We start from the raw sequence: 20,165 nt of genomic DNA on the forward strand, positions 1-20,165 counted from the left end.
CGAGCCAGGAATCGCTGAGACGATCCATAGTCTCTCCGCTCGCTTTCATTCGTTTCCGTCTACGGTGAGTCCATGGATGCGCTCTCGAGCTTCCTCGACGGCCCCCGGGCCCGGGCGGCGTTCATGGTGCGTGTTGTCATGGAGTCGCCGTGGTCGATCTCGGTGGAGGACCGGGCGCCGATCGCCGTGCTGCCGATGCTCTCCGGCGAGGCGTGGCTCGATCCGCTCGACGGGTCGGACCCGATGCACTTCGTCGCCGGCGATCTGGTGATCGTCCGCGGCCCCGACGACTACGTGATGTCCGGCCGGCCCGGCGAGGCACCCAACGTCGCCATCATCGACCCCGGCGTGTGTCGGCCGCTCGACGACACCGTAATCGTCGAGCGCATGGACCTCGGGGTCCGCACGTGGGGCAACTGCGCCGACGGGCCCGACCAGTTCCTCGTCGGCAACTACCGCACCGACGGCGAGGTGAGCCGCTGGCTGCTCGACTCGTTGCCGCGGTTCGTCGTGCTGCGCCACGACGAGTGGGCGTCGCCGTTGCTGCCGTTGCTCGCCGACGAGATGCGCCGTGACCAGACCGGCCAGCAGGTCGTGCTCGACCGTCTGCTCGACCTGCTGTTCGTATCGGCGCTGCGGGAGGTGTTCGCCGGCGCCGATGCCAACGCCCCGGCGTGGTTCGGGGCCAACGCCGACCCGGTCGTCGGCAAGGTGGTGCGGATGATGCAGGACGAGCCCGAGCAGCCGTGGACGGTCGCCAACCTGGCCTCAGCCGTCGGCGTGTCGCGGGCGTTGCTCGCCCGGCGCTTCCACGAGGTCACCGGCGAGCCGCCGATGACGTTCCTCACCCGCTGGCGCATGGCGCTTGCCGCCGACCTCATGCTCGAGCGGGACGCCACGGTCACGTCGGTCGCCGCGGCCGTCGGCTACAGCAGCCCCTTCACGTTCTCCACGGCGTTCAAGCGGGCCCACGGCTTGAGCCCGCGCGACTACCGGATCGCCCGCACCGCCGCTGCCGACGTCCCGGATGACGCCGTCACGCTCGACGCCTGAGCGAGAAGCTCGTCGGACGGCTGCGCGATCGGCGAAGGAGGCGTCCAGACGGCCGGTGCAGGCTGCATGCCGGGCGTCCGCGTGCGACGTTACCGGGGGTAGACAAGCTTGTTACCCGCTGGTAACTTGATGGCATGAGCGAGTTCTCTCTGTCCCTCAGCGAAGATCAGCTGCAGATCCAGAAGTGGGTGCACGACTTCGCCGAGACCCTCGTGCGTCCGGCCGGCAGCGAGTGGGACGAGCGGGAGGAGTTCCCGTACCCGATCGTCGAGGAGGCCGCGCAGATCGGCCTCTACGGCGTGGACTTCATGCTCAACGCGATCTCCGACCCGTCGGGGCTCACCCTGCCCGTCGCCGTCGAGGAGCTGTTCTGGGGTGACGCCGGCATCGGCATGGCCATCATGGGCTCCGGCCTCGCCGCCGCCGGCATCTCCGGCAACGGCACGCCCGAGCAGGTGATGGAGTGGGTGCCGCAGTGCTACGGCACGCCCGACAAGATCGCCCTCGGCGCCTTCTGCGTGAGCGAGCCCGACGCCGGCTCCGACGTGTCCAGCCTCCGCACGCGCGCCGTCTACGACGAGGCCACCGGCGACTGGATCCTCAACGGGACCAAGGCGTGGATCACCAACGGCGGCATCGCCGACGTCCACGTGGTCGTCGCTGCCGTCGATCCCGAGCTCAAGGGCCGCGGCCAGGCGAGCTTCGTCATCGGCCCGAACACCCCCGGCCTCAGCCAGGGGCAGAAGTACAAGAAGCACGGCATCCGCGCCTCGCACACCGCCGAGGTGGTGCTCGACGACGTGCGCATCCCCGGCAGCCAGCTGCTCGGCGGCAAGGAGAAGCTCGACGCGAAGCTCGCCCGCGCCCGTGAGCGCGGCACATCCGGCGCCAAGCAGCCGGCGATGGCCACGTTCGAGGCCACCCGCCCCACCGTCGGTGCCCAGGCGCTCGGCATCGCCCGTGCCGCCTACGAGTACGCGCTCGAGTACGCCAAGGAGCGCCACGCCTTCGGCAAGCCGATCATCATGAACCAGGCGATCGCCTTCAAGCTCGCCAACATGATCACCGAGATCGACGCCAGCCGCCTGCTCATCTGGCGGGCCGCCTGGCTCGCCCGCAACGGCGGCTACAAGAACGCCGAGGGTTCGATGAGCAAGTACAAGGCGTCGGAGGTCTCAGTCCGGGTCACCGAGGAAGCCATCCAGATCCTCGGTGGCTACGGCTACACCCGCGAGTACCCCGTCGAGCGCTGGCACCGCGACGCCAAGATCCACACGATCTTCGAAGGCACGAGCGAGATCCAACAACTCGTCATCAGCCGGGCCATCTCCGGCCTCCGCATCGAGTGATGAAAGTCCAGGTCAGCGGTCGCTTCTTAGCGTGCGGGCACCCGCTCACGATGGATGCCCGCGTCCACGAGGTCATGTGCTGAACGCGGTGGCGATGTCGTCGAGCACGCGGTGGGCGGCGTAATAGTTCGACGATCCCCAGTACGTGAAGTCGGCCTCGATGACGTTGCCGGCCTGGACCGCCGGGAGTGCTTGCCACAGCGGGCTGGTGCTGATCTGGTCCCACGCGGCCGAGGTGTCGTCATCGCCGACGTAGTAGAGGGCGATGATCGATGGGGCGTCGACGTCGGGGATGCGTTCGAGGCTGAGTGAGATGTAGTCGGCGCCGGCGTCGGGCGTCTGCTGGTTGCCGGGGCGGGTGAACCCGACGTCGGCGATGATCTGGCCGGAGAAGCTCTCGGGGGTCTCGACGCGGATCTCTTCGGGACTCTGTATCCGCACGACCGACACCTCGATCGCATTGTCGTCCAGCCCGACGACTTCGCGGACCTCGGCCACATGGGTCTCGTACTCGTCGACGGCGGCCTCGGCACGCTCGGGGACGCCGAGGACGTCGGCGACATCGGTCAACATCGTCCGCCACGACATGGTGCCGTCCCACGTCAGCAGCACGGTCGGCGCGATCGCCGAGAGGTTGTCGTAGCTGTCGACCAAGTGCGGTACCTCGCCGCCCAGAATCAAGTCGGGGTCGACGGCGGCGACCGCTTCGAAGTTCACCTCACGGGGTGCGGCGACGATCTCGAGTGTGTCGAGCGGGTAGTCGTCCGGGAGGTACGGCGCCAGGTTGGAGTTGTTGCCCTCGACACCGAACGCGGCGACCGGTTCGAACCCGAGTTGCACGACCGATGACAGCGTCGCGCCCCACAGCACCACGATCCGTTGCGGGTCGGTCGGGACCTCGACCTCGCCCAGCGGTGTGTCGACGACCCGCGTCGCCGCATCGCCTGGGTCTGAGGTGCCGGGGCCGGGCGTTGTCGATGACGGCTCGGTCGAGGCCGTGGTGTTGTCGGTTGTGGCGGTCGTCGATGCGGCGGATCTGGTGGTGGATGCGTCGGCGTCACCGCCGCCGCACGCGGCGGCGGTCAGCCCGAGTGCCGCTACCGCCAGCAGTCCTGCTGTTCGTGGCCGTCTGTTCATGGTGCCTCTCCCTTGGTTCGCCCGCGCCCGTCCCACGACCAGACCCGGATCTCAACGGTTTACCTAAGAGTAGGTATTAGGTCTGCCAGATACCGCGGGTCTAGGGTGACAATGTATGGTCCAAACTCGCCACCCCGTCCGCACCACTGGGGCCGTGGATGATGTCGGGCCGGTGGGTTGGCGGATCTGGACGAACGACCTCGTCGGCCGGGAACGTCGCGCGATTCGTCAGCACAGCCACGAGGTTCACGAGGTGGTGTGGGGAGCGACCGGTACGCGCACCGTCGAGATCGGCCCGGACACGTGGATCATCCCTCCCACGATCGGGGTGCTCATCCCTGCGGGGACCCCGCACGGGGGGACCGTCGCGGCCGGGGCGGCCTATCGGTGCACGCTTATCGACCCTGCGCTCGCCGACCCCGGCGTCGTCGAGCCGGTTGCGATCGCGATCACGCCGGCGTGGCGTGAGGTCATACTCCGCCTGCGCGACGAACAGTTGCCTGAGACACGACGCCGGCGCATCGAAGACGCAGCAATTGATCTCACCGAGGTGGTCGACACGCCGTCGATCATCCTGCCGCTGCCCCGCGACCCGCGGCTGCGGGAGATCGCCGAGCAGCTCATCGTCAATCCGGCCGCGGCTGACGACCTCGTCTCGTGGGGGCGACACGCCGGTGCCAGCGCCCGCACCATCACCCGGCGGTTCACCGCCGAGACCGGTCTCACGTTCGCCGAATGGCGCACCCACGCCCGCATCCGCGCCGCGCTCGTCCACCTCGCCGCGGGCACTTCGGTCGCCCACGTCGCCCGGCTCGTCGGTTACCAGACCACCGGGGCGTTCGTGAAAGCGTTCCGCCTCACCACCGGACAAGCCCCCGGCGCGTTCGCCAAGGGCACCTCGCCCTACGCGATGCACCTCGACCACACCGACAACGATGTCCCGCGCCGCTGCACACACGAGCTGGCGCCGGCATGAACCCTGCCCCGCTCGAGGGCACGCGCCAGCGGATCGCCCAGACCTTCCGCGGGTTCACCTTCGACCTCGACCACGACCACGAACGCTGGATATCGGTCGCTGCGGCGACTGCACCGGACCGGCTCGCCTCCCGCGTCGAACATCTCACTCGTCGCTACGGCGGCCAGCGCGACGTCGCCGCCGCCTACCTCGCGATGCGGGTCGCAGCCGTCGTCGCCGGCCCCCTCGTCGGCCCCTACCTCCTCGAACGCCGGGTCCCGCTCGTCGAACCGCCCATCACATGGCTGCGCACCCACCCACAACTCGAGTTCGACCGGCTCGCCGCCGGCACATCCCACTTCGCCGCCCTCGCCGATGACCCCGACGCCGGCCACCCCGACGTCACTGTGGTCGATGCCGACGAACTCACCGCGGTCATCGTCGGCGCGTTCGCCGAGCTGTTGGGTCCGTTGCTCGACAACCTCCGCGTCGTGGCCCCGTTCGGCCGCCGGGGCATGTGGGGACTCGTCGCCGACTCCATCGGAGGCTGCGCGCTCGCCGCGGCCCGCGAGACCGGGACCGACCACCGACCAGCCTGGACCGCCGCCAACGACATCCTCGACCGCCTCCGAGCACGCGGACTCCCGATCGGCAACCGCCCCCGACCCCTCGTCGCCACGTGCGGCGGCCGAGAGTTCCCGTTCAACATCCGCGGCACCTGCTGCCTGCGTTACAAAGCCGGCGAACCGCCCGCTCATCACGACCCGGACTTCGGCGCATACTGCCACAGCTGCCCGCTCGTCGACGACGACACCCTGCAACGCCACTACCTCGACAACGCCCGCGAACGCCTCCAGGGCGAATCGGTCTGAACACAGACCCGCTGGCCGAGAAGTACGGCACCGGCCGCTACCGAGAAGTCTCTAGCGACGGTTGCTGACAGCTCGTGGCTGGGAGCGCGTTCGACGTCGTCACGTGACGGTGTCGGACCGCTTGTGGGCAAGGGTTCCGAGCAACGTGGCCACGACGCCGAGCATCACCGCGGCACTCGACCCGACCACCCCGTTCCCGGTACCGGGCCCGCCGTCGGCGAGCAGGAGGAACACCACTCCGGCGATCGCCGTCGCCGCACCGGCCCCGATGACGGTGCTCGGTCGAGACGCATAGCGGTCGCGGCGGCGGAAGGTCCTCCAGCCGATGACCACCACGGCGAGCCCGACGAGGGCGGCAACGGTTGGGCCAAAGCGTCCACCGGGGACCGAGACGCCGACGACGGAGTGGATGGGCAACATCGCGTCATGAACTTGCATGCCACCGAGGGTCGTCTCGGATCGTGAACCGATGGTGAAGGTCGCGCGCACTTGCTGAGAACGCGCCGCCCCGAGATCCAGGCGCGTTCACGGCAGGTTCACAACCCGGGACGATCGTGACGGGATGCGGTGTGAGAATCGCGACGTGAGCAAGCTCGTTCTCGTGGTGGACGACGAGTCCAAGATCACCGACGTCGTCGCCGACTACTTGCGGGCGTCCGGGTTCGCCGTCGAGACCGCCGCCGATGGACCGTCGGCGTTGGCGCGTTCCCGCGCCCGGCCGCCCGACCTCGTGGTGCTCGATCTCGGCCTGCCTGGAGCGGATGGCCTGGACGTTGCCCGTGAACTCCGCCGGGGCTCGTCGGTGCCGATCATCATGCTGACGGCCCGCGGGGCGGAGACCGACCGGATCGTCGGACTGGAAATCGGGGCCGACGACTACATCGTCAAGCCGTTCAGTCCCCGTGAGCTGGTCGCCCGCGTCCGAGCGGTGCTCCGGCGGGTCGACGGTGTGCCCACCAAGGCCGAGCGGTTCACGGTGGGGGACGCGGTGTTCGACCTCGCCCGTCGCGAGGTCACGATCGCCGGCCGCGTTGTCGGCCTCACGGCAACCGAGTTCGACCTCCTCGTCGAGTTCGCTCGGCAGCCGGGGCGTGTGTTCACCCGTGCGCAGCTGATGGATGCGCTGCACGGCGTGGATGTCGACTCCTACGACCGCACCATCGACGCTCACGTGAAGAACATCCGGCGCAAGCTTGAGCCGCAGCCGCGTACGCCCCGCTACCTACTGACCGTTCACGGCGTCGGCTATCGCTTCGTCGAGGGCACATGATGTCGGCATCCAACGCCCGGCGCGAGCACCGCCGACGGCTCCGTCGTGTCGCGATCGGGCTCGTCCTGCTGTGGGGGGTCGGCATCGCACTGGCCGTCAGCGTCGCAACAGGGCGGTTCGGCGATCTGGGAATGCCGACCGACAGCGAGGGGCGTCCCCGCGGCCTCCTCGTCATCGGCGTGGCGGTCGCAGCGGCAGCGCTGGCGGTGGCCGTCCTGTACCGGCGGGTGAGCGGCCCTGCAGGCGACCTGCTGCACGCGGCGGAGAGGATCAGCGCTGGGGAGTTGCACGACGTCGACGTCGCGGTTCGAGGACCATCGGAGCTGCGCCTGCTCGCCGCCGCGTTCAACGAGATGGCGTCCCGGCTTGCCGCCAGCCAAGAGCAGCGTCGGCGGTTCCTCGCCGACATCACCCACGAGCTCCGCAACCCGCTCGCCATCCTGCAGAGCGAGATCGAAGCGCAGCTCGACGGGGTTCGGCCGCGAACCGACGAGCAGCTCGCGTCGCTGCTCGACGAAGCTCACAGACTCGGCCACCTCATCGATGACCTGCACACCCTGGCCCTGTCGGAGGCCGGCCAGCTCGTGCTCACCGTCGAGGCGGTGCACGTCGGCCAACTCGTCGCCGATGTCGTGCCCCGCCACACAGCAGTTGCCGCCCGGCGCGGCGTCAGCCTGAGCACGGTGGTGGCGCCCGATCTCCCGAAGGTGTGGATCGACCCCGTGCGAATTCGTCAGGTACTCGACAATCTTCTGGCCAACGCCATTCGCCACAGTCCCACGGGGACTGAAGTTGGTGTGACGGTCGCTTCGTCCGGGGACGCCATCCTGTGCCGCATCACCGATGCCGGGCCGGGCTTTCCCGAGTGCGACCTCGAGACGGTCTTCGACCGGTTCACCAAGTCGGCTGACTCCGGCGGGAGCGGCCTGGGCCTGTCCATCGCACGTGATCTCGTCGTCGCCCACGGTGGCACGATCGAGGCGCACAACAATCGTGGCCGCTGCGGAGCAGAAGTCTCGTTCACGTTGCCTGGCGGACATCGCTGAGGCTGCATCGAGGCTGCGGCCGGCCTGCCTGCGCGGTGTGTCCACGGCGTGGGCCAGCGCGTGTCGATGACGAGTGCCGCCGTCGGACGTGGGAACCGCGGACGAGACCGGCATGATTGCAGCCAATGTGTGAGTCATCCATGTCGAGTCGTCGTGTCGCGCGAGGCAAACGTGACGGAGCTGGACGCGCTTCCGCTGATAGGTGTCGAGAGGGCGACCGATGAGCACCCGTGACGGGGCTGCGGTCACCAAGACCGTGGAGGAGATCCGCTACAGGATCATCACCGGGTCACTGAATCCGGGTGAGGCCGTGCGGCAAGAGGACATGGCGCGGGAACTCGACGTGAGTCGCGCGCCGGTGCGTGAGGCGCTGCGCGTGCTCGTCGACCAGGGGATGCTCGAACACCGCGTCCACACCGGCTACTTCGTCAAGAAGCGTTCGGCGACCGAGCTGCGGCAGATCTACATGATGCTCGAGTTCCTCGAGTCGCATGTCATGGCAACGATCGAGCAGCCGAGTGACGCCGCCATCGTCAGGATGCGCGCGATCAACGAGGAGATGCGGTCGTGCGTGGACTCCGATGACTGGTCACGAATGATCGACCTCAACCGGCGCTTCCACTTCGAGATCTTCCGGCTCTCGCCGCTCACCGTCGTCCTCGAGGAGCTTGAGCGACTGTGGACGATCGCCGCCCCGTACATCGCGCAGAAGTACGTGACCGTCGAGATGCGCCGGCGCACCGTCAGTGAGCACGACGGGCTGATCACGAGTCTCGATCCATTCGATCGTGAGCGGACGAGTGCCCTGCTTGCGACGCACCGGATGCGTCGCTCCGACCTCGGCTGACCCTCAGCCTTGTCGCTCGGTGCCAACGATCGACTTGCTTTGGCTCCAATCCTGGCTTCTATGATGGCGACGATCACGGCCGAGGAGGTAGAGCGTGGCGACGTCGATCGAAGTTCAGGGGCTCCATCATGGGGGGATGCCGATCCCATCGGCGGCACGGCGCGGGCCGCTGGTTGCAACGGGCGGTATCCCGGGGCTGGACCCCACCGACGGGTCGTTGCCGGGGAGGCTTGAAGCACAGGTCGCGCGAGTTTTCGCGAACATCGAGGCGATCATCGCCGCGGCCGGAGGGACGGTCGGCGACATCGTCAAGATCACATTCCATGTGGCTGACCGATCCGCCCGGGACCTGATCAACCAGCACTGGGTGGACATGTTCCCGGACGAGGCGGCCCGCCCCGCGCGGCACACGATCGCCCGGGAGCTCGGCGGCGCGCAGCTCGTGCAGGCCGACTTCATCGCCTTCGTCGGCAGCGACGCATGAGCGACGAAATCCGCAGGCGTTTGGAGCGGCTCGACTCCTGTGCGGTTGCCGACGCCGGAGACGCGCTCGGAATCACCACGTGGGTGCCCGGACTCGCGCCCCGATCCGGCCAGCCACGAATGGTCGGGCGCTGCGTCACGGTGCAGTTGGGAGCGCCGACCGAGGTCGGTGCCTCACGCCATCTCGGAACGGGCGCGGTCGAGGCCTCCGGGCCCGGGGACGTCATCGTCGTGGCCCACCAGGCACGCACCGACTGCGCAGGGTGGGGTGGCAACCTCTCACGGGCGGCCAAACAGCTCGGCCTGGAGGGCACCATCGTGCACGGCGCGGTGCGCGACGTCGACGAGGCGGAAGCGATCGGCTACTCGGTCTTCGCCAGTGCGGTGACGCCGGTGACAGCGAGAGGGCGCGCCCACGAACATGCCTGGGGCCAGGCGGTCGAGCTCGGTGGCGTCGTCGTCGCCAACGGTGACTGGGTGCTCGCCGATCGTTCGGGCGTGGTGTTTCTGGCAGCCGACCGGGTCGATGAGTTGCTCGGCCGAGCCGAGGTCATCGCAGAGCGAGAGGCGGCCATGGCAGCCGAGATCGATGCCGGCGCCCCCGTGAGTTCGGTGATGGGAGCCTCCTACGAGACGATGCTGGAGAAGACGTCGTGAGCCTCCGTGAGCGACTCTCCCGGCTCGATACCCCTGCGCTCTCCGATGCCCTGGACCGTCTGGGCATCGACGGGCAGGTCGTGGGCATCGCGCCCCTCGATCGGTCGTTTCGTCTCGTCGGTCAGGCATTCACCGTGCGGATGCTTCCCGTGGGTACCACCGGAAGGAACGTCGGCGACTACATCGACGACGTCAGGTCCGGCGACGTCGTGGTGATCGACAACGGCGGGCGACGGGACGCGACCGTGTGGGGCGACATCTTGACGACGGTTGCCCACCGCGACGGCGTCGCCGGGACGGTGATCGACGGGGTGTGCCGCGACGTCGGACGAAGCCTCGACCTCGGATATCCGATCTACGCACGCGATGTCACGATGCGCACCGGGAAGGACCGTGTGTGTGCCGAGGCGTTCAACGAGGCGGTCCAGCTTGCCGGCGTGCGGGTGGAGCCGGGGGACTGGCTGCGGGGCGATGCCGACGGCATCGTCGTGCTCCCGCTCTCGCTCGCCGAGCGCATCGTGGACGTCGCCGAGGAGATCGACGCGACGGAGGAAGCCATTCGAGTCGCGGTCGGCGAGGGCGGCGCGCTGCTCGATGCCCGTCGCCGCTCCGGCTATCACGCGCTTCAGACCCGGAGGGCGACGCCGTGACCGACGGCCTCGACCTCACGCAGGCGGCGGCGCTGGGGAGCGCGACGGTCCATGAGGCGGCGGGACGAGTCGGGGCGCTGCGCGCCGACATGCTTCCGGCGGCGCACGCGGTGTCGGCCGCGGGGCCGGCGTTCACCGTGCAGTGTCCCAGTGGCGACAATCTCTGGCTGCATCGGGCGATCGCGGCCGCGTCGCCGGGTGATGTGCTGGTCGTCGCCACCGGAGACGACCGGGCTCGGTGGGGATACTGGGGTGAGATCATGTCCGTCGCCGCCCGCGAACGTGGCCTCGCCGGTCTCGTGCTCGAAGGTGGGAGTCGCGATCACGGTGAACTCGCCCATGTCGGATTCCCGGTCTGGTCACTCGGTCGATGCATCACAGGCACCGTGAAGGATCCCGATCGCGACGGTGGCGCCCTCTGCGGGCCGATCCGTGTCGGTGACGTCTCGGTCCGCCCCGGCGACTTGATCGTGGCCGACGTCGACGGCGTGGTGGTGATCGAGCGCGCGGGCGCGAGCGACGTCATCGCGGCGGCCGCGAGGCGACGGATCGACGAGACGCGAATCATCGCCGAGTTGGTCGCCGGGCGGACGACGCTCGATCTGCTCGGCTTGCAGTAGCCCACACGATTGGATGTAAGATTGCAGCCAATGTGGGGGATGAGATGAACCAACGGTTTGACTTCGAGCGGCACGACGGGCGACATGACGGAAGGCGGAGCTGATGGCCCACCTCGTTGGGGCCGGCGCATCCAGCCACAGCCCTCTCCTGCTCGCCAACCCGTCCCTCTGGCGCGAACGCGCTCACCAAGATCGCAGCAACACGCAGCTCTACGACTCGTCGGGACGCCTGCGGACCTATGACGAACTCGAGGCGGAGGCGGGCGATCGGTTCGCAGCCGAGCTGAGCGACGACGTGTGGGCGGCGCGCTTCGAGGCCTGTCAGCAGGGCATCCGCCGAGTCGGACAGACGTTGCGCGATCTCGAGCTCGACGCCGTGATCGTGGTCGGTGACGACCAGGCCGAGCTGTTCGACGAGAGCAACCAGCCGGCCCTCGCTCTCTACTGGGGCGAAACGTGGGAGACCGCAGAGCTCCCGTTCCACGGATCGGACTTCTTCGATGCCGTGAAGGCCGGCTACGCCATGGACGCTGTCCATCGGTTCCAGGGGGCGGGCGACCTGGCGCGATCCATCCTGGCCAGCCTCTGCGATGCCGGATTCGACGCGACGAGTGTCGCGTCACAGCCGCCCGGAAAGGGATTCGGCCACGCGTTCGGCTACGTGGGCGAGCGTCTCCTCGGAACGCGGGAGCTGCCGATCGTGCCGCTGCTCCTGAACACGTACTTCCCGCCCAACCAGCCGACGCCACGTCGCTGTGTGCAGCTCGGCGATGCATTGCGCAACGCGATCGAGGCGGCGCCGGGCGACGCTCGTGTCGCCATCGTCGCATCGGGTGGTCTCAGCCACTTCGTCGTCGACGAGGCGCTGGACGAGCGCGTGCTCGACGGTGTCCGGACCGGCAAGACGGAGGACCTTGCGGAGATTCCCACGGCGCTGCTCCGGGCCGGTTCGTCGGAGATTCGCAACTGGATCACGGTCGTGGCAGCGATGCAGAACGGAGCGAGCTGGCACGACTACGCCCCCTGCTACCGCTCTCCGGCCGGCACCGGGTGCGGTATGGGGTTCGCCGTCTGGACGTAGCCGGACCATTCGCGCCGAGGGAGCGCGACCGCTCACCACAAGTTCTCACAACTACGTCGCGCGAGCGACTCGATAGAGGGGGTTATCCGATGAATCGAAGGTCTGCGATCGCAGCCTTAGCCGTAGCGAGCATGACGCTCGCGGCGTTCGGCAGCGATGTCCGGGCGAGTATCGCGCCCGACGAGCCGACCGGGGAGTTGCGTGTCGGCGAAGCGCTGGCATGGATGTCCTGGGATCCACTCCAGGTCATTCGCGCCGGCTACGACATGGCCTGGTTCCGGCCCGTGTACGAGCCGCTGTTCGAGGTGGGCCCCGATCTCAGCCTGGAATCAACGCTGCTCGCCGGCTGGGACCTCACCTCCGAGTATCTCGACCTGACCTTGATCGACGGCATCACGTTCCAGGACGGGACGGCGCTCGATGCCGAGGCACTCAAGTTCAACCTGCTGCGTGCCCGTGACACCGAAGGCCCGAGCCAGTCACTCTTCGCGTCCGTCGCCGACGTCGAGATCGTCGACCCGCTCAGCGTTCGCGTCGTGCTGGCCACACCGACCCCCCACCTGCCGTATGTGCTCGCCAAGGATGCCGGGATGATGGTGAGCCCGGCCGCGGCCGAAGCCGGCACACTCGAGACCGAGCCCGTGGGCACCGGGCCCTGGGTCCTCAACACCGACGAGACGCAGGCCGACGCTCAGGCCGTCTATGACGCCTGGGACGGCTATCGCGACCCGAGTCAGCAGCGCATCGCTCGGATCGTGATCTATCCCGGCGTCTTCGGGCCGGAGCCGTTCGCCGCCGGAGATCTGGACATCTCGTACTTCGCCGATCCCCAGCGATCGGCGATGGAGGGCGCCAACGGCGCCATCGCGTCGGAACCGTACGGCGGCGGCACCCTGCTGTCGTTCATCGATCGCGGATCCGGCGGTGTGTTCGAGGATGTCCGAGTCCGCGAAGCGGTCGCCGCGGCGATCGATCGCGAGGCGCTGAACGCGGCTGTTGGCAACGGCGGCGATCCCCGCGCCGTTCCAGTCGCCGGTGACGACTACGCCGCGTCCGAAGAGCTGACGGGGCACCCGTTCGAACCAGATCGCGCCGAATCGCTGCTCGCCGACGCCGGGGTCGAGGGACTCTCCTTCTCGATCCCGGTCTATCCGCCGGTGCAGGCGATCGGCGAGGCGCTCCAGGCGCTCCTTCGTGAGCAGGGCATCGAGATGGAGCTGGTCCCGATCACCGGGAGCATTTTCGCCGAGTGCTCATCGGGCAAGTACGAGGCGTGCATGTTCACCGACTCGGCGAGTCACCCCGCGCAGATGTACGACCTGATGGTGAGCGCTGAGACGTTCCTCAATCCGTCTGGCGTCGAATCCGAGGAGGTAGCCGCAGCCGCCCAGGCGGCGTTCGCCGAGCCCGACCTCGCCACCGCCGAGCCGCTGTGGAACGCCTGGTACCAGGCGGTGTTCAACGACGACGTCGCCTTGACCTATCTCGTCCGCTCGCCGGTCGAGATGGCGTACCACCCCGATCGCGTCGAGACGCCGAACCTCACGTTCGTCGCTCCGACGGCCATCGACTTCCGCGGGCTCGCGCTCGTCGACTGACCCCCGTGCGGTGGGGCGCCGGACTGTCCGGCGCCCCACCGTTCCGTTCGCCTGAAAGGTCGTCCTTGTGCTGAGGCTCCTGCGGTTCCGACTGCTCGCCGTGATCCCGACCATCGTCCTCGTCTCGCTGCTCACCTTCGCGCTCAGCCACCTCTTGCCCGGCAGCGTGGGTGAGACGATCCTCGGTGCCCAGGCCTCGCCCGAGGCCGTCGCCGAGATCGAGACGTCGATGGGCCTGGACAAGCCGCTCCCGACGCAGTACATGAGTTGGGCAGGCGACGCACTGCGGGGCGATTTCGGTGAGTCGATCGCTGTCGAGCGGGGCCAGGAGGTGCGGTCGATGATCACGTCCCGACTGCCGACCACACTCTCGCTCGCCGGCTTCGCACTGCTGCTCGCCGTGTGCCTCGGTATCCCCGCCGGTGCGCTGGCCGCGTTCCGCTCCAGCAGCCTGACCGATCGGGTGATCACGGTCGTGGCGTCCATCGGTCTGGCGGTGCCCAGCTTCTGGCTGGCGATCGTTCTCGTCCGATGGCTGGCGTCGGAGCTGGGCTGGTTCCCGTCATTCGGATACTCACCGTTGGGCGACGGCGTCGGATCGTGGCTCCACTCGCTCGTCCTCCCAGCGCTCGCCCTCGGCCTGCCGTCCGCGGCGCTGATCGCGCGTCAGTCCCGGGCGGCGCTGCTCGAGGTACTGCAACAGGACTACATCCGCACGGCGCTCGCTGTCGGACTTCGTACTCGCACCGTGCTGTTCCGCTACGCGCTCAAGAACGCAATGGTCCCGATCATCACGATCATCGGGTTCCAGGCCGCGTTCGTGCTCGGTGGCAGCGTCGTCATCGAGCGGGTCTTCGGCCTCCCCGGCTTCGGGAGTCTCGCCCTCAAGGCCGTGCTCGCCCAGGACATTCCCGTGGTCCAGGCGTACGTCTTGTTCATCGCACTCCTGGTGATCCTGATCAACCTCGTGGTCGACGTCAGCTACGGCTGGTTCAACCCGAAGGTGCGCCAATGATGCCGGCGACACGCGAGCCGGCGATCGTCGAGGCATCCCCGACGTCGTCCGTCGAGCGCGCGGCGGTGACGCCCTCGCCGGAGTCCACCGAGGCTTCCCCGGCCGGCCGCCAGGGCACCGTGGGGAAGTTGATGCGTCAGCGAGTGACCGTCGTCGCGAGCGCGATCATCGTCGTGTTCCTGCTCGCTGCAGTCCTCGCTCCGTGGATCGCGCCCCACGGCGAGCTCGAGACGGACTTCTCCGCCACGCTGCAAGGCCCGAGCTCCGACCACTGGCTCGGCACGGACCAGCTCGGACGCGACACGCTCAGCCGGACGCTGTTCGGCGCCCGTGTCGCGCTGGAGTCGGTCGTCAAGGCGCTCCTCCTCGCGATTGCCTCCGGCGTGACCATCGGCGTCCTCCTCGGCTACGTCGGTGGCCGCCTCGATCGGTATGCCATGCGCCTGGTCGATGTGCTGTACTCGATTCCCGGGCTCGTCATCGCCCTCGCCGTCATCGCCATCCTCGGCCCCAGCCTGACGAACGCGATGATCGCGGTCGGCATCATCTTCGCGACCTACTACGTGCGTCTCGCCCGCGGCGCCACCCTCGCCGTTCGCGAGGAGTTGTACATCGACGCGGCAAGAGTGAGTGGCACACCGTTCGTCGCGCTCCTGCGCCGCCACGTGCTCCCCAACATCGCCAGTCCGCTCGTCATCCAGACGGCGATCATCGCCGGGCAGATCATCTTGATCGAGGCGGCGCTCAGCTTCCTCGGCCTCGGACGCGACATCGAGCGCGCGAGTTGGGGTGGCATGCTGGCGACGGCACTGGAGAACCAGTACGTCCAGCCGTTCCTTGCCGTTCCTCCGGGCGTCGCGATCGTCGTGACCGTCCTCGCGTTCAACCTCTTCGGCGACGGGCTGCGCGACGCGTTGGGCCGCGACGTGGGACGTCACCACCTCACCCGCCGGAGCCACGTCCCGGTCACGTATCTCGACGCGACGCCGACCGCGGCCGCCCCGACCGTGTTGTCGTCGATGAGCGACGTGTCGATGTCCGGGCGCGACGAGCGAGCACCTGCCGGCGATGCCAGGTTCCCCGTCGTGTTCGGCATCCGCGACCTCGAGGTTGCCTTCGCCAACCCTCACGGCGGCATCTCGAGCGTCGTCCGTGAGGTGTCGTTGGACCTCGAGCGGGGCCGGACGCTCGCTCTCGTCGGCGAATCGGGGTCAGGAAAGACGATGACCGCGCTCGCTGCGATCGACCTACTCCCGGCGGGCGCCACGCTGGTCAGCGGGACGGTGACCTGGTCGGAGTCCACCGAGAAACCGGTGCGGGGGCGCGACCTCGCCATGGTCTTCCAGGAACCGATGACCGCGCTCAACCCGGCGTTCACGATCGGCCAGCAGATCGCCGCTCCGGCGCGCCGTCACCTGGGCTTGTCGCGGCGCGCGGCACGTGAGCGGGCGGTCGACCTGCTCGCCCGGGTCGGGGTGCCCGACCCGGGGCGGCGGGTCGACGACTATCCCCATCAGTTCTCCGGAGGGATGGCGCAGCGGGCGATGATCGCGATGGCACTCGTCTGTGAGCCCAGCGTGCTGATCGCCGACGAGCCGACGACTGCACTCGACGTGACCGTCCAGGGGCAGATCGTCGACCTCCTCCTCGACCTCCAGGACGAGATGGGCATGGCGATGCTCTTCGTGACGCACGACCTGGGTCTCGTGGCCGACGTCGCCCACCGGGTCGCCGTGATGTATGCCGGGCAGATCGTCGAGGAGGCCGACGCGAGCGCTCTCTTCGCTCGGCCCGCACATCCCTACACCGAGGCCTTGCTCGATGCGATGCCGGCGCGCTCTCTCGCTGGCAGAGCGCTGCCGACGATTCCTGGCCGCGTTCCCGCGCCGTGGGGTCGCCCCTCGGGCTGCGTGTTCGCCGAGCGCTGCCGGTACACGGTCGACGCCTGCCGGCTCGAGACGGTCGAGCTCGTGCCGGTGGGTGACGGCCGCCGATCGCGTTGCGTTCGCGTCGCCTCGATCTTCGAGGACGTGACGCTGTGAGCACGATTCTCGCCATCGAGGACCTTCAGGTGCACTTCACGGTGCGGCGCGGCGGCCAACGGCTCGTCGCGCGCGCCGTCGACGGTGTGGACCTCGAGATTGCTCCTTCCGAAACGCTCGGCCTCGTGGGTGAGTCGGGGTCCGGGAAGTCGACAACGGGTCGGGCGGTCCTCCGCCTGGTGGACATCACCGCTGGTTCCATCCGGTTCGGAGGCGTCGAGCTCGACCGTCGCCGCCGCCGGGTCCCGAGCGACTACCGCAAGCGTGTCCAGGTGGTGTTCCAGGACCCGTACTCGTCGCTGAACCCGCGAATGACGGTCGGCTCAGCGGTCGCCGACCCGGCGCGACGGCACCTCGGACTGTCGAAGGCGGACTCGATGCAGCGGGCGCGGGAGCTCTTCGACGTGGTCGGGCTCGACACACGACATGTCGACCGGCTGCCCCACGAGTTCTCCGGAGGGCAGCGCCAGCGGATCGCCATCGCCCGGGCGCTCTCCAGCGAACCCGAGCTGATCGTTTGCGATGAGGCAGTGTCGGCGCTCGACGTCTCGACGCAGGCACAAGTCCTCAACCTGTTGCGCGACCTGCGCGTGCAGACCGGCGTCGCCTACCTCTTCATCGCCCATGACCTCGACGTGGTCCGGCACGTCTCCGACCGGATCTCGGTGATGTACCTCGGCCGGATCGTCGAAACCGGACCCGCCGAGGCCGTGGCCACCGCGCCTCGGCATCCCTACACGGAACTGCTTCACGACGCGATCCCGCTACCCGACCCTGCCGCCCAGGCGGAGCGGCGCACAGCGCGGCGCCAGCTTCGCTCGTCAGCGGACCCGCCGAGTCCGCTGGCCCCGCCGACCGGATGCAGCTACCACCCTCGTTGCCCGTTCGCGATGGACATCTGCCGGCAGGAGGCTCCGACGCCGACTCCCGTCGACACAGCGACCGGCGCATGGGTGCGCTGCCACCTCCACACGCACGGTCCGGTGTTGGCGGGTGCCCCTGTCGCCGAGCTGATCGGCTGGCGGCGGGACACGCCAGCTGGTGACACCGCCCGAGGCGCAAGGCCGACCGGATGACTGTTCACGACCCAGCACCAAACCATCTGGAGGAACGATGAACCAGAACGAGAACGAGCGGATGTGCCGCGTGGGGCCGGGTACGGCCATGGGGTCGGCGCTGCGACGTCGGTGGGTCGCGGCCTGCCTGTCCACCGACGTGTCGGAGCCCGGCGGTGCGCCGGTGCGGATCAAGCTGCTCGGTGAGTGGTTCGTCGTCTTCCGCGACTCCGAAGGTGTTGTCGGAATGCTCGACGAACGCTGCCCCCACCGAGGCGCGTCGCTTGCGTTCGGCCGCAACGAAGACTGTGGGCTCCGCTGCCTCTGGCACGGGTGGAAGATCGGCGTCGACGGTGTGCTCCAGGAGACGCCGAACATCGCCGACGACCACTTCCGTCAACGGGTCAAGGCGCGGTCGTACGACGTCGTCGAGCTCGGTGGCTTCGTGTGGGCCCACCTTGCGGGAGGGGAGCGACCGCCACTGCCCGACTACCAGTGGGCTCACGTGCCCGACGAGCACCGGCTGATCGTCGCCGCCGACCTCGACAGCAACTTCACCCAACCGCTCGAAGGGCTGGCCGACTCCTCCCACGTCGGGATCCTCCACAGCAACCTGGTCGCCAAGATGTCCGGAGGGGCCAAGGATCTGTCCGCCCTGCGCCGCGACCAGGCGCCGCGCTTGCTCGTCGAACCGACCGACTTCGGCTTCCACTACGCAGCACTCCGCAAGGTCGACGAGCCCACCGGTGGCCACCACGTGCGGATCACCGCCTACGCGGCTCCACTGCTCTTCTTCATCGCCCCTGGGGGTCAGGCGTTCATGAGCGTCCCCCAAGACGACACTCACTCTCGCTTCTACAACATCTTCTGGTCCGCCACCGAGCCGCTGAGCGATGGGCCGGCGCGGCAGTTCCGACTGGACATGTTCGGGCTCCACCGCGAGCAGCTCGCCGAGTACGGCATGCTTCCCGAGCACCCGCTGGTCGGGGACCTCGGACGGCGGAATCACTTCACCCAAGACCGTGCGGGCATGCGCGCCGGCTCCACCTTCAGCGGTCTCAACGGGCTCACCTCGGAAGACGCCGCGATGACCGCATCGATGGGCGACCTCTACGACCGCGCGGCCGAGCATCTCGTTCCTGCGGATCTGGCAGTGATCCGACTCCGTCGCATCCTCCGGTCGATCGCCGACGAGGATGCCGACCGGCCCGCGCGGATGACCACAGAGACGTCGCGGATCACCGCGGCCGAGGCCGTGCTCGGTCCCAACGCCGATTGGCATGCGCTCGTTCCCCACCACAACGTCGTGGGCCGTGCTGTCGCCGCCGATGACGCCGCGACCGACGACGAGCAGCTCGTGTGATCCGGCCGCACAACACCATCCCCCAACTCACGTCAACAGGAGCAACATGATCAACGACACCAAGGTCCTCGACGTCCACTCGCACGTCAGCCATCCGATGGACGGCATGGGGCGGATGCTCATGCTCATGCTGGCGACGAACATGAAGCTCGGCAGCCCGATCGGCACGCCCGCCGCCGAGGAAGCCGGACTCGGCGAGGAGGCCTTCGCCACGGCGGTCGAGCAACACATCCGCTACATCGACGAGCGCAACATCGACGCCCAGGTGCTCGGCCCGCGGCCCTTCTTGATGCTCGGTTGGATGGAGCCACACCTCCTGCCGATGTGGACCCGCCTGGTCAACGACGCGATCCACCATCAGTGCCAGCTCCGTCCCGATCGCTTCGTCGGCGCATGTCAGCTCCCGCAGGACGCCACGGCGCCCGACTCGACGCACATGCTCGACGAGCTGCGACGCACCGTCGACGACTACGGCTTCGTCGGCGTCTACGTCAGTCCCGACCCCGACGGTCACCGTACGAGTCCAGGACTCGCCGACCGCTACTGGTACCCGCTGTACGAGGAGTGCTCAGCTCGGTCCTTGCCGATCATCATTCACGGGACCAACACCCTGGATCGTCGCTTCAACCACGTGCCCCACAACTACCAGCTCGGCTTCGTCGCCGAGCAGTACTGGGCCGGGCAGATCCTGTCTCACAGCGATGTGTTCGATCACTTCCCCGATCTCCGCTTCGTCATCTGCCATTGCGGCGGCGCGCTCGACCGGTGGATCCCCACCGACCCCCATCTCGCTCAGAAGGACCTGTCGGAGAACATCCTCTATGACACCTGCGCCCACGACGTGCACTACCTGGAAGCAGCGATCAAGCAACGGGGAGTCGCCCGACTCTGCTTCGGGACCGAAGCCCCCGGGTCCGGTCGCGCCATTCGCCCGGAGACCGGCCGTTCCGCCGACGACCTCGTCCCGGTGATCGACGCCTACGACTTTCTCAGCGATGCCGACAAGGTGACGATCTTCCACGACAACCCCGCGAAGCTGTTCCCCCAGCTCGCCAAGATCGCCTGATCAGGC

20 protein-coding genes are annotated in these 20,165 nt (G+C 68.5%); 18 read left to right on the forward strand and 2 right to left on the reverse strand.

Annotated elements, in window-relative coordinates; translation table 11 throughout:
- The first annotated feature begins 72 nt into the window (after nt 1-72).
- Entirely contained in the window at nt 73-1,053 is a 981-nt protein-coding gene (locus tag DN771_RS25020; RefSeq protein WP_117000300.1) for an AraC family transcriptional regulator, read from the forward strand.
- 134 nt (nt 1,054-1,187) lie between these two features.
- Complete coding sequence (locus DN771_RS25025; RefSeq protein WP_117000301.1) at nt 1,188-2,402, forward strand: acyl-CoA dehydrogenase family protein; 1,215 nt, start codon at nt 1,188-1,190, stop codon at nt 2,400-2,402.
- A 72-nt stretch (nt 2,403-2,474) separates the two neighbouring features.
- Here DN771_RS25025 and DN771_RS25030 read toward each other — a convergent pair whose 3' ends face one another.
- Nucleotides 2,475-3,539 carry an iron-siderophore ABC transporter substrate-binding protein gene (locus tag DN771_RS25030; protein WP_117000302.1) on the reverse strand — a complete coding sequence of 355 codons (1,065 nt, stop codon included), beginning with the start codon at nt 3,537-3,539 and terminating at the stop codon, nt 2,475-2,477.
- A gap of 154 nt (nt 3,540-3,693) precedes the next feature.
- On the opposite strand from DN771_RS25030, the gene DN771_RS25035 reads away from it, so the two are divergent.
- The gene (locus DN771_RS25035) at nt 3,694-4,515 is read left to right on the forward strand and encodes a helix-turn-helix domain-containing protein (RefSeq protein WP_162942390.1); all 822 of its coding nucleotides are present in this window, start codon (nt 3,694-3,696) and stop codon (nt 4,513-4,515) included.
- Nucleotides 4,512-5,366, forward strand: a complete 855-nt coding sequence (locus tag DN771_RS25040) for a (2Fe-2S)-binding protein (RefSeq protein ID WP_117000304.1) — start codon at nt 4,512-4,514, stop codon at nt 5,364-5,366. The genes DN771_RS25035 and DN771_RS25040 overlap by 4 nt, the downstream gene beginning before the upstream one ends.
- A 99-nt stretch (nt 5,367-5,465) precedes the next feature.
- On the opposite strand, the gene DN771_RS25045 is transcribed toward DN771_RS25040, so the two are convergent.
- Nucleotides 5,466-5,804, reverse strand: a complete 339-nt coding sequence (locus DN771_RS25045) for a DUF6223 family protein (protein WP_162942391.1) — start codon at nt 5,802-5,804, stop codon at nt 5,466-5,468.
- A gap of 145 nt (nt 5,805-5,949) precedes the next feature.
- Between DN771_RS25045 and DN771_RS25050 the strand changes: the two genes are divergently transcribed.
- The 14 genes from DN771_RS25050 (at nt 5,950) to DN771_RS25115 (ending at nt 20,159) form a co-directional block, all read left to right on the forward strand.
- The gene (locus tag DN771_RS25050) at nt 5,950-6,636 is read left to right on the forward strand and encodes a response regulator transcription factor (RefSeq protein WP_117000326.1); all 687 of its coding nucleotides are present in this window, start codon (nt 5,950-5,952) and stop codon (nt 6,634-6,636) included.
- Nucleotides 6,633-7,682, forward strand: coding sequence for a sensor histidine kinase (locus DN771_RS25055; protein WP_117000306.1), 1,050 nt, complete (start codon nt 6,633-6,635; stop codon nt 7,680-7,682). Before DN771_RS25050 ends, DN771_RS25055 begins: the two co-directional genes overlap by 4 nt.
- Before the next feature lie 220 nt (nt 7,683-7,902).
- Nucleotides 7,903-8,529 (forward strand): GntR family transcriptional regulator, encoded by a 627-nt coding sequence (locus DN771_RS25060; RefSeq protein WP_117000307.1) that lies wholly within the window; start codon nt 7,903-7,905, stop codon nt 8,527-8,529.
- A 94-nt stretch (nt 8,530-8,623) separates the two neighbouring features.
- Nucleotides 8,624-9,013, forward strand: coding sequence for a RidA family protein (locus tag DN771_RS25065; protein ID WP_205528763.1), 390 nt, complete (start codon nt 8,624-8,626; stop codon nt 9,011-9,013).
- Complete coding sequence (locus DN771_RS25070; RefSeq protein WP_117000309.1) at nt 9,010-9,669, forward strand: RraA family protein; 660 nt, start codon at nt 9,010-9,012, stop codon at nt 9,667-9,669. The genes DN771_RS25065 and DN771_RS25070 overlap by 4 nt, the downstream gene beginning before the upstream one ends.
- Nucleotides 9,666-10,319 carry an RraA family protein gene (locus DN771_RS25075; protein WP_117000310.1) on the forward strand — a complete coding sequence of 218 codons (654 nt, stop codon included), beginning with the start codon at nt 9,666-9,668 and terminating at the stop codon, nt 10,317-10,319. The genes DN771_RS25070 and DN771_RS25075 overlap by 4 nt, the downstream gene beginning before the upstream one ends.
- Nucleotides 10,316-10,939, forward strand: coding sequence for an RraA family protein (locus DN771_RS25080; protein ID WP_117000311.1), 624 nt, complete (start codon nt 10,316-10,318; stop codon nt 10,937-10,939). The genes DN771_RS25075 and DN771_RS25080 overlap by 4 nt, the downstream gene beginning before the upstream one ends.
- 103 nt (nt 10,940-11,042) lie before the next feature.
- On the forward strand, nt 11,043-12,020 hold the full coding sequence (locus DN771_RS25085; protein ID WP_117000312.1) for a DODA-type extradiol aromatic ring-opening family dioxygenase: 978 nt from the start codon (nt 11,043-11,045) through the stop codon (nt 12,018-12,020).
- Nucleotides 12,021-12,151: 131 nt separating this feature from the next.
- Nucleotides 12,152-13,618, forward strand: a complete 1,467-nt coding sequence (locus DN771_RS25090) for an ABC transporter substrate-binding protein (RefSeq protein WP_162942392.1) — start codon at nt 12,152-12,154, stop codon at nt 13,616-13,618.
- Between the two features lie 67 nt (nt 13,619-13,685).
- On the forward strand, nt 13,686-14,633 hold the full coding sequence (locus tag DN771_RS25095; RefSeq protein WP_117000314.1) for an ABC transporter permease: 948 nt from the start codon (nt 13,686-13,688) through the stop codon (nt 14,631-14,633).
- On the forward strand, nt 14,630-16,675 hold the full coding sequence (locus tag DN771_RS25100) for a dipeptide/oligopeptide/nickel ABC transporter permease/ATP-binding protein (RefSeq protein WP_117000315.1): 2,046 nt from the start codon (nt 14,630-14,632) through the stop codon (nt 16,673-16,675). The genes DN771_RS25095 and DN771_RS25100 overlap by 4 nt, the downstream gene beginning before the upstream one ends.
- A complete protein-coding gene (locus tag DN771_RS25105) occupies nt 16,672-17,751 on the forward strand; it encodes an ABC transporter ATP-binding protein (RefSeq protein ID WP_117000316.1) in 1,080 nt (359 codons plus the stop codon). Before DN771_RS25100 ends, DN771_RS25105 begins: the two co-directional genes overlap by 4 nt.
- A 37-nt stretch (nt 17,752-17,788) precedes the next feature.
- Nucleotides 17,789-19,093, forward strand: coding sequence for a Rieske 2Fe-2S domain-containing protein (locus DN771_RS25110; RefSeq protein WP_117000317.1), 1,305 nt, complete (start codon nt 17,789-17,791; stop codon nt 19,091-19,093).
- A 46-nt stretch (nt 19,094-19,139) separates the two neighbouring features.
- Nucleotides 19,140-20,159, forward strand: a complete 1,020-nt coding sequence (locus tag DN771_RS25115; RefSeq protein ID WP_205528764.1) for an amidohydrolase family protein — start codon at nt 19,140-19,142, stop codon at nt 20,157-20,159.
- Nucleotides 20,160-20,165 lie beyond the last annotated feature (6 nt).

Origin of the sequence: Desertimonas flava, assembly GCF_003426815.1 — a bacterium.
Taxonomy (GTDB): Bacteria; Actinomycetota; Acidimicrobiia; order Acidimicrobiales; family Ilumatobacteraceae; genus Desertimonas; species Desertimonas flava.